This is a genomic window from Deltaproteobacteria bacterium (genome assembly GCA_026712905.1).
In the GTDB taxonomy this organism is placed as follows: domain Bacteria; phylum Desulfobacterota; class Binatia; order UBA9968; family JAJDTQ01; genus JAJDTQ01.
Genome location: JAPOPM010000280.1, coordinates 1 through 9,637, shown reverse-complemented (window position 1 = coordinate 9,637; position 9,637 = coordinate 1). Strand labels below are relative to the sequence as shown.

Annotated in this window: 9 protein-coding genes; all 9 read left to right on the top strand. The window is 60.8% G+C overall.

The annotated features are described in order from the left end of the window. Window positions 1-132: 132 nt before the first annotated feature. Window positions 133-267 (top strand): hypothetical protein, encoded by a 135-nt coding sequence (locus OXF11_22370; GenBank protein MCY4489830.1) that lies wholly within the window; start codon window positions 133-135, stop codon window positions 265-267. A gap of 20 nt (window positions 268-287) precedes the next feature. Further along, window positions 288-1,178: a hypothetical protein gene (locus OXF11_22365; protein MCY4489829.1), complete on the top strand. Its 891-nt coding sequence runs from the start codon at window positions 288-290 to the stop codon at window positions 1,176-1,178. Continuing rightward, entirely contained in the window at window positions 1,178-2,509 is a 1,332-nt protein-coding gene (locus OXF11_22360) for a VWA-like domain-containing protein (GenBank protein ID MCY4489828.1), read from the top strand. The genes OXF11_22365 and OXF11_22360 overlap by 1 nt, the downstream gene beginning before the upstream one ends. 279 nt (window positions 2,510-2,788) lie before the next feature. Next, window positions 2,789-3,079 (top strand): BrnT family toxin, encoded by a 291-nt coding sequence (locus OXF11_22355; protein ID MCY4489827.1) that lies wholly within the window; start codon window positions 2,789-2,791, stop codon window positions 3,077-3,079. Beyond that, a complete protein-coding gene (locus OXF11_22350; protein ID MCY4489826.1) occupies window positions 3,060-3,350 on the top strand; it encodes a BrnA antitoxin family protein in 291 nt (96 codons plus the stop codon). The genes OXF11_22355 and OXF11_22350 overlap by 20 nt, the downstream gene beginning before the upstream one ends. Before the next feature lie 112 nt (window positions 3,351-3,462). Beyond that, the gene (locus tag OXF11_22345; GenBank protein ID MCY4489825.1) at window positions 3,463-5,214 is read left to right on the top strand and encodes a hypothetical protein; all 1,752 of its coding nucleotides are present in this window, start codon (window positions 3,463-3,465) and stop codon (window positions 5,212-5,214) included. After that, the gene (locus OXF11_22340) at window positions 5,211-6,914 is read left to right on the top strand and encodes a chemotaxis protein (protein MCY4489824.1); all 1,704 of its coding nucleotides are present in this window, start codon (window positions 5,211-5,213) and stop codon (window positions 6,912-6,914) included. Before OXF11_22345 ends, OXF11_22340 begins: the two co-directional genes overlap by 4 nt. Window positions 6,915-7,094: 180 nt before the next feature. Beyond that, window positions 7,095-8,069 carry a DUF4268 domain-containing protein gene (locus OXF11_22335; protein ID MCY4489823.1) on the top strand — a complete coding sequence of 325 codons (975 nt, stop codon included), beginning with the start codon at window positions 7,095-7,097 and terminating at the stop codon, window positions 8,067-8,069. Window positions 8,070-9,006: 937 nt separating this feature from the next. Further along, window positions 9,007-9,384, top strand: a complete 378-nt coding sequence (locus OXF11_22330; protein ID MCY4489822.1) for a hypothetical protein — start codon at window positions 9,007-9,009, stop codon at window positions 9,382-9,384. Window positions 9,385-9,637: the final 253 nt, after the last annotated feature.

Genomic DNA, 9,637 nt, shown 5'->3' with positions numbered 1-9,637 from the left:
TTTCGCCCAGCGGCTCCGGCGGGAAGTCGGCGAGTCGCTGGTGGGAGCGTGCGTGCGCCGCGACCCGGCGCTCCAGCGCTCCCCCGCCTTCATCCGTTGGGCCGCGGCCAGGACGCAGTGAGGGAGGAGGCCATGCACTGGCAAATCATGCACTATCCGGCGGGCCGTGCCCCGTCGCGCCAGTACGCCGTGCGGGCGCGCAGCCGCGAGGCGGCCAGGCGCAAGCTGGCTGCCGCAATCAACGTCCCCCTGTGGACCGTCAGGTAGCCCTGAAGGAGGAACCCATCATGGACTTGAACCGCGATGCCATGCTGGTGGGCCTGCGCATCAGCGCCTGGTCCGGCCGGCTCTACGACCGGGAGGCTAGCGACCACGTCGCCGCCCACCACGATGCCAGCACGACCGTGGGCCGGTACAACAAGCGGCTGCTTCCGAAAGCTGCGCTGGCCCCACTGAACGCCACCATGAACGAGGCCAGGACCCGTCATTACTCGAACTCGCTTCCGTGGGACGACAAGGGTTCCCGGCTTCTCACCGTCGCCAACTACGAACACTACAACCAGCTCATGGAGGGACTCCGGGAGCGGCTGGTGCGCGAGCGGGCACGGTTCATCGAGGACTACGACGACTACGTCGAGCAGGCCAGGATCGATCTGGGCAAGCTCTTCCGGATCGGGGAGTATCCGTCGAAGGAGGATCTCCGGGACAGGTTCTCCATCCGCTACCGCATCACGCCGGTGCCGGACGCGGACCACTTCATCGCTAGGCTCGCCTCGGACGACACCGAGCGGGTGAAGCGAGACATAGAGCACCACATCGAGGAGCAGCTCCATGACGCCGTGGGCGACCTCTACCGGAGGTTGGCCGAAGCGGTCGAGCGGGTCTCGGAGCGCCTGACCGAGGACGACAACGGCAAGCCCCTGGTGTTCCGGGACACCATGATCTCCAACATCCGGGATCTCGTGGAGGTCGTCCCCCGGCTCAACATCTTCGGCGACCACAGGCTGGCTAGCCTCTGCGAGCAGGTGAAGGAGAGGATCGCCAGCGTGGAACCGGACTCGCTCCGTCCGTCCGGGACCTTGGGCCCCGCGGTCCGGGCGCAGGTGAAGCGCGACGCCGACGCGCTCCTGGAACAGTTCGCGGGCTACTTCACGCCGCCGGTCCAGGAGGTGGCGTGATGGCCGACAACGCGCACGACGAGTCCGCACTCAGGGTGAGCGACTGCGTGACCGAACTTCTGCGGAAGCAGCCCTTCTTCGGGAGCCTTGTCCTGAGACTCCCGCTCCGCGCCGATCTCACGCGCCGGACGCTTGCGAGCGACGGACGGGAGATCCGCTACTCGCCCGATTGGGTAGCGGAGACCGACGCGCACCTGATCGAGACCGCCATGGCGCGGGTGGTGATGGCGTGCGCCTTGAAACATCACACGCGCCGGGGTGAACGGGACCCGGAACGGTGGCAGACGGCCTCGCAGCTCGTCACACACGCGCTCTTGCGGGATGCCGGCTTCACGCTCCCGCCCGACGCCGAAGCCTGGGAGGATCTGAGCGTGGAGCAGGCGTACGACCGGTTGCCAGAGCACGGGGAGGGCGATTCCGGTGACGAAGGGAACGCGTCCCAGGATGCCGACAACGCGAGCGCCGCGGCGGGCGGCCAGCCGCCTCCCGGCACCAACGGCGATGAGTCCGGCGATCCGTCGGCCCCCACCGGTGGTGGCGAAGGCGAGGAAGGGAGCCCCCAGCAGCAGGACGACGCATCCGATGCCCCGCCGAGTCACGATCCTTCCGGCACAGGCGAGGTCATGGACGCCGACTCCCGCTCAGGCGAAGGCTCCGATCCCTCCAAGACGCCGGTGGACACCGCCGCCGAGGAGCAGGCCTGGGACGAGGCCATGCACCAGGCCCTGAGCATCGCCAGGGCCGAGGGCAAGACGCCCGGAGGCGTCGAGGAGACGGTCCGCAATGCCCATGCGAGCACGCTCGACTGGCGCACGCTCCTGCGACGCTACATGACCGACGCCGCCAAGCGCGACTACAGTTGGAGCGCACCCAATCGCCGCTTCATCGACTCGGGCCTCTACCTGCCCTCGATCTGCTCCGAGGGTATCGACACGATCGCGGTCATCATCGACACCTCGGGTTCCGTTCCGGGCCAGACCCTGGCCGAGTTCTGGGCGGAACTGCGTGAAGTCGTTGACGAAATCCGCCCCGAGAGGGTTTTCGTGCTCCAGGTCGACGCCGCGTTGCAGGACGCGGCCGAGTACGGGCCCGACGATTTCCCCGAAGAGATCGCCCTCAAGGGCCGGGGTGGCACCGACTTCCGCCCGGGCTTCGAATGGCTCGACCAACGGGGGATACAGCCAAACGTGTGCCTCTACTTCACGGACATGGAGTGCTCGAGCTACCCCGAGACCGAGCCAGACATCGGTGTTCTCTGGGTCAATTGGGGAGTTCCCCCGTCAGACCGGAACCGCCAGCCCTGGGGCGAGCGCATCGACATCACAGCCTGATACGGCCACACGGTTTCCCTCAGATCCTGTTGCCGCGTTGAAACATTGCAGGAAGGACCTAGCGCTAGGAGCACGATCCACACGGGCGCTGACCAAACCGCTTGTCTCGAATGCCCAGGCCTTTATCGCCGTCCTCGGCCAAGTGGGGCTCCGCTGTTGCCGGCTTCGCGCCTGCACTCCTCATTACCCTCAGAAATCGACCAACCAACGACGTCGGCACTGCTTGACAAGAAGCTCAGTTGTAACTATCATACTGTAGTTACAGAGTGGACCTGATCGTTGCACTGGACATGGGACGAAGACAAGAGCCAAGCCAACAGGCGAAAGCACGGGCTCGGCTTCGACACTGCCAAGCTAGTGTTCGAAGATCCTTTGGCAGCCCACCGGCCGGATCCGAATACAGACGAGGAACGCTGGCACACCATCGGCATGGTAGGCAACGTGGTCGTGATCGTGGCACACACTTGGCCCAGGGCGGAGCCTGGGACCGGCATCGAAGTGGGTCGCATCATCAGCGCCCGGAAAGCGACCGCCCACGAAAGGGGAGCCTATGAAGAAGGCGACTTCTAGAGCACCTGAAAAGGAGCAGAAGGCGGAGATCAAAGCACTTGCGAACCTTCCGGATGAGAAGATCGATACAACCGACATACCCGAGATTCTCGACTGGTCCGGCGCTAGACGCGGCATGCTCTACCGGCCGGTGAAACAACAGATCACCCTGAGATTGGATGCCGACGTGTTGGCATGGTTCAGGGCAAACGCCCCAGGAGGACGCGGGTACCAGACCGAGATCAACCGCGTGCTTCGGGAGCATGCTCAGCGAGCGGTGAACTACTCATAGGCGCTCGTTTCCATCTCTCGAGCATGCTCCTTAGGCTACCGGTACTGGCCATCTGGCCACGCTGCTTGAATTCATTCGTCCTGACCTGCTGTCGAAAGAAGAACGGCTAGGAATGACCTTATCCGACGTGTCTGCGGATCTAAGCACACCCGAAGGGATCGTATCCGCCACTGTTGCTGGAACCTTGCTCAACGCGATTGCGGCAGCACCCTATGTTGAGGAAGAGTCGTTGGCGGATGAACTCGCCAAGCTCCACAACACGGGTGTTATCGACATCTTGAAAATCTACCGATGCGATGAGTTGGATACCGTATCTGGCCCAACCTTCTTCCGGGCTCAAGGAGTATTCTGCAAGATCTTGCCACAAGTAGAGTGCCCCGTCGAAGATGCTACGGCGACGTGTAAAGCTCTTTTCGACAAAGCCAATGGAGACCACGCCGCGGCGCTGGTTTACAAAGCCCTTCGCAACTGGTTCAAGTTGGACGACCAGCGCCTTGTTAAAGGTTTGGCTTGGATTCGCCGCGACATGACCATCGAGACCGGAATCACCCACCATGTCCTGGTCGCCGGTGCGACCCGTGACTCCAGCAAGTTCGTAGGAGAAGCGCTTGATCTGTCGCGTCAATCACAGTCCCATGTTCGGCTCGACGCCCTTCACGCCCTTGGCCAAATGGAGCTCCCGGAAGACGACGAAACTCTCGCACTTATAATCCAACGCTTCAACGACTCGCTTGAGTCACCGAGTTCTGATCGTGAAGCGGCCGTTGCGATCGGAGCCGCACTGCGCCTGGTCGAACGGTTACGCGATGAGTGCGTGTGTTTGGTGGAGCCGCTCTTGGTAACGGCCTCTCGTATTCCAGCGCCAGAAGTGCGCTACGCAATCGCATCTGGCCTCCAGACTGGCTGGCGCCGCTATACGACTAAAATGACTGATGTCAGCTTTGAAGCTCTCCAGAACACGAAGAAAGACGAGAGCGCCACACTCCGAGCAATCGATGCGACCCTCGGACAGTGGGACCTTGGCGGGGATCAGGAGCGTGTGATCAGCGTGCTCAAAGGCCTGATGAGTGCCGATGAAGACGCTGTTGATCTCGGTGCGCTACCCTATTTCCAGCACAGGATCAGCGAACAACCCGGCCACGTATTGGGATGGTACGTGGTCTCCTTGCTCTTGACCGGCGATCATCGACTCTGCACCCTTGCCGAAAGGCTACTGCCGTATAGCGACGTGCCCAACGGCCTCGAGGTTGATCTCACACCGTTTGCCCTCGATACTGCATGGATTCTGTTCCTCGCCCGAAAGACGCTCGGTTACCTCTTCCTTAGGCAGGAAGCGGCAACAGCCGTGCTTCTCTCCTGCCTCAGAGCCGTTCCTGACAACGGCCGCGCCGAACTGGAACAACTGATATCGTACCATCTGCTAGTCAACTATCCGAGCGCAATCACGCAGATGGAAACGGCGATCATAGAGAGCGATGCAGCACAAGTATCCGTGAGTCGGTTGGTAAAAGTAACCGAACAATATTTCCGGGATCTTGAACGATTGGGAACTTGCGAGGCGTTTCGGCCTAGCGAAAGGGCCCGTCAATTGCAGGGATTCCGACAAGCTGATTTGTCGCGTCGTATCCAGAAACAAGCGATGGAACAATCAATAATGTCGCAACTGGTTCACCGGTCAACGCTGCTCTATGGTACAGGAATGATCTTCCATGCCTATGCCGGAGATGGAAGCAACCCTCGCCGACAGGAGACGTCTATGGCGAGCTTTGAGCACCAGGTTGAGATTCCGCGCCTTGAATTGATCGATCCAGTCGGACTCAGATTTGCCTTATTCCGCTTCCGGCTAGAGCCCCGGCCACAATGAAACTCATCTTTGTCGAATACTTGGCCTCCTTGAAAGAACGGGGAGAACTCGACGTCATCATGCCAGATCTCCTCAGTGAGCTCGGCTTGTCTGTGATATCCCGACCCGCGACAGGAACGAAGCAATACGGCGTTGACGTCGCCGCAGTTGGCAGTGATGGTGACGGCAACCGGAAGGTCTTTCTGCTCTCAATCAAGCCCGGAGACCTCAGGCGCTCAGGCTGGGATGTTGGGCCACAATCCCTTCGGACCTCGCTCAATCAAATCCTCGACGTTTACGTTCCTAATCAGATCCCAAAGCGGTACAGCAACCTTCCGGTGGTTGTTGTCTTGTGCATTGGCGGTGAGCTACACGAGGATGTGAGGACCGATGTCGAGGGTTTTATCCGCCAAAACACGCGTGACCGTATCTCTTTCGATGTTTGGAATGGCGATCGCCTTGCCGATCTGCTGCTGTCGGGTATCCTGCGCGAGAATGCTCTTCCTGAAAACTCGCGATCTGATCTCCGAAAATCGATCGCGTTGGCCGATGAACCCGACGCCAGTTTCGGACACTTTAGTCGTTTTGTCACCGCGATCGTCGATCAGTGCAAGGCGACTCGCCCGGCTCGTCTCACGGCAATCCGCCGGATATACCTCGGCCTGTGGACCCTGTACGTCTGGTCGCGCACCGCCGACAACACCGAAGCCGCCTACCTGTCGAGTGAGCGCGCCGTCTTGATGGCATGGCACTTGGTCAAGAACCACATCATCGGCAAGTCAAAGCCGGCACGGCAATTGATACAATCGATGGAGAGACTCATTTCACTGCACGGCCTGATTGCAGACGACTACATCTCGCGTTACGTTGAGCCCAGAGCCAGGATACTGCACGGATTGTCTTCAGCCGTGCCCAGCCATGCATCGCTCGACGTAAACCTGAGGCTCTTCGAACTAGTTGGACGCATAGGTATGCGAGGACATTGGCTCTTGCACATTGCAGATCGACTCGGCCAACAAGGTAACGCCGATCAACAAGAAGCCGTCAGAAACGCTCTCCAGTCCCAAGCCCAGCTCCTGGCGGATATGATCGGGAACAACCCGATTCTACGGTCGCCGATCAAGGATAGCCAAGCGACCGACATCAATATCGCGTGCCTCTTCCTCGACAGGGTGGGGTACGGTGATGTGATCCGACAATGGATTGGGCAGATCGCGCAAGCAACGGCCTTCGCCTTTGACTCTCATGCCCCTTATCCGTGCGTCTATGAAGAGTATGGCGATCTCATCGAACATCCCAGGGACAATGCCGAGTACCGCAATGACGCCACTGCGGGCAGCATTCTCGTCCCGACGCTTTCGGTTTGGGCGGCAGCAACGAACGACACCGAGACGCTGGGACTGCTTACGGATTTCGTCGCGGGACGTTACAAACACTCTACCCTGCAACTCTTGTATCCAGGTACCGACACGGAATCCCTCCTTTATCGTGGAAACGTGAACCATGGCTTGGCTTTCACCGACATCGCGATAAAGCGCAGTTGCAAAGACGTGCTTTCACCAATCAAAGCAGAGTGCAACGCAAGCAGAGAATTCTGGTCTTTGTCCGCTGTTACACACGGTCTCTGGCCTTTGGTCATTTTGGCCAGCCGCCATCACCGTGTTCCCGTGCCGCCACATTTCTGGCCGTTTCCCGACGAGACTACCGAGGAAAGCTACTAGACCAACCGTTCTGCCACGTTGGGAATGAGAAGCCACCGAGTCCGTCCTGAACTCACCCCTCACAGATCATATAGCCACGCGCAGTTGCCTCCCGGTATCTTGAAGGCGTTGGCTTCGACTAAGGGGTAGGACCCATGGGAGCCCGAGTCGGCGCCATGCCGTGTTACGGAAGGATCGAGCATGATTGCAAAAATTGAGCGAGTACCACTTCGCGATGTATGGCCTCATGAAGCCTACGACTTCACTCAGTGGCTGGAGGAGAACATCGATGTCTTGAGCGAAGCGATCGACCGGACCATCGTCAACGCCGAGCGGGAGAAGAAGACGGAAAGCACGTTGAGCGTCGATCTTGTCGCCGAGGACGAGGCTGGATCGTCGATCATCATCGAAAACCAGCTCGAGAAGAGTGACCACGACCACCTGGGCAAGCTGATTACCTACCTGACGGCAATGCAAGCGAGTTCCGCCGTCTGGATTGTAGCGGACCCCCGCCCAGAACATGTGGCCGCCCTGAATTGGCTCAACGAGTCCTCCAGCGCTGACTTCTACCTTCTGAAGATCGAGGCGATCCGGATCGAGAACTCCCCACCCGCCCCGCTGCTGACTCTGATTGTTGGACCCTCTGAGGAAGGAAAGTCGATCGGGCGTAACAAACAGGAACTGAGTGAACGCGATCACCTACGACACAGGTGGTGGTCCCAGATCGTGCAGCACCCGGACGCCAAACTTCATCGCCACATCACACCCGGCAAGTATTCCTGGATCGGCCTTGGTTCAGGAGTGCGCGGGATCGGCTTCAACTATGTCGTGACAAAGCAAGACGCGAGCGCCGAAGTCTACATCGATCGCGGCAAGGGCAAGAACCAAGAAAACCTTCAGGTCTTCGATCATCTTAACGCGAGGAAAGACCAGATCGAGGCTGATTTCAGTGGTTCACTCGGTTGGCAAAGGCTGGAAGGCAAGCGGGCGTGTCGAATCCGGGCAGCTGTTCCTGGAGGCTACCATGACCCTGAGGAAGCCTGGCGGGCCACTCATGACCTGATGACTGACGCCATGAACCGTCTTGTAGGCGCGATCCGCCCGCATCTTGCGTCCTTGAAGATCGAGGACACGGTCGAGGAGTTGGACGAGGGTGTAGCCGAGACCGTCGAGTGATGACCTTCGTCAGACCGGGGACATTCCGGTCCGCAAAGTACAAGACGGATGGTACTTGTAAAGGTTCGATTTGGCCGGTATAGAGCCCGCTGCTGCTGCCGCAGTCGGCAGAACAAGAAGGCACTTCCCGTTCTGGCCAATGGCTGCGGGGCCCCAACAAACTTCTAGTGTTGCTCTCCGATCCGGCAACGCCCAACACCGTCACCGGTCGTGCCCCTACGGATGCCTCTTGTCGCAGGTGTCTCGCCGATGTCGCCAACCACCGCTTCACCCACCGGATCAACACACAAAACCCATACATCGGCCGAAGTCCCACGAGCCCGGGGCGACTTCGGCCATTCGCACGGCCGTGTCCTCCCGCCGCGAATTGAGGCTCCGCCGAACTCGTTGACATAGTGCTCGAGGTTTCACGTACGCGCCCATGCCGTGGTTGGACTGTCTGACAGTTGACCAAGCCCTGCTGGTCGCGGTGCTGATCCGTTCGGAAGGTCTGGTCCTAGAACGAACTCTCTCCGGATCATCCCGCGACTGACTACTTCGGCACTGGCCCAATTGGTCGCTTGGTCGTTCATAACCGCCACTGGAGTCAAGATCGCCGCGGGTACGCCTACCTTTCGCCATACCGATACCAGCACTTCCACCGCTCGGTCATCACCAGACTGAACGAGGCGGCTCCGCCGCTGCTCGGAGAGAGCGGATTCCGGGGATCGTCTCCCGCATGGCCCAGCAGCGTCACGCGGTTGATATGCCGCATAACTTTCTCATCTTCAGATTCGGGATGGATGTGGCTGAGGCCCGGACGGACTAGCGCTGGCGAACCGGATACCTCAGCACCGACACCCCGACCTGCTCGCCGCGAGCCGGAGCGGGGTTGGGGAAGGGCGAAGCACCGCGCGATGACGGGGCCCGCGCCGGTCCCGTCGGCAAGGTGGAGGTCATGAACATGACGGGAACATTCAAAACTCGGGATGGCGACCCGCACCGCCCCGTGCGCCGGATCACCGGGCGCGCCCGCACCCTGGTGCTTGGCGGGCACGCCCTCGCCGCCGTGTACACCGCCGCCACCCTCGCGCTCGACGCGGGCGCGGAGCACATCGGCCCACTCTGGATGGCAGCCATTGTCTGGACCGGCGCTGCAAGCCTCGCGGGCGCCCTGTGGCGGGGGGTCCGTCACCATGATTGGTCCGCCTTCTACCGTTACGAGTTGCCGGAAGACGACGGCGAAATAGACGAGTGGTTGTCGCGCACAGGCCGCTATTCCTCGCTTCGCGACATGGAAGAAGAGCTGCTCAACGACGACGATCACCTTCGCTGATCCGCTGACGGCGACCGTCCCGCTGGCCGGGCTCGGGCGCTTCGGCCTCCGCCGCCGCGCCGTTCACCGCCGGAAGGTGGCGGCCGGCGGGCGCGGGGCGAGTCCCGGGGGCTCGAGGCCGGGCTCCCCCAACGCCACCGCCGAGGAGGTCGCCGCCATGCCCGACACGAATATCACGGAAGAACACCGCCGCGCGTTCACGGCCCTGACCAGCGGCCGGTTCCACAACTTCTGCCTCGTCAGTTGCTTCGTC

What these genes read in the sequence shown, in the direction of transcription:
- OXF11_22345 (MCY4489825.1), top strand. Translation starts at nt 3,463, where the DNA reads ATGACCTTATCCGACGTGTCTGCGGATCTAAGCACACCCGAAGGGATC.
- OXF11_22365 (MCY4489829.1), top strand. Translation starts at nt 288, where the DNA reads ATGGACTTGAACCGCGATGCCATGCTGGTGGGCCTGCGCATCAGCGCC.
- OXF11_22370 (MCY4489830.1), top strand. Translation starts at nt 133, where the DNA reads ATGCACTGGCAAATCATGCACTATCCGGCGGGCCGTGCCCCGTCGCGC.
- OXF11_22360 (MCY4489828.1), top strand. Translation starts at nt 1,178, where the DNA reads ATGGCCGACAACGCGCACGACGAGTCCGCACTCAGGGTGAGCGACTGC.
- OXF11_22335 (MCY4489823.1), top strand. Translation starts at nt 7,095, where the DNA reads ATGATTGCAAAAATTGAGCGAGTACCACTTCGCGATGTATGGCCTCAT.
- OXF11_22330 (MCY4489822.1), top strand. Translation starts at nt 9,007, where the DNA reads ATGAACATGACGGGAACATTCAAAACTCGGGATGGCGACCCGCACCGC.
- OXF11_22340 (MCY4489824.1), top strand. Translation starts at nt 5,211, where the DNA reads ATGAAACTCATCTTTGTCGAATACTTGGCCTCCTTGAAAGAACGGGGA.
- OXF11_22350 (MCY4489826.1), top strand. Translation starts at nt 3,060, where the DNA reads ATGAAGAAGGCGACTTCTAGAGCACCTGAAAAGGAGCAGAAGGCGGAG.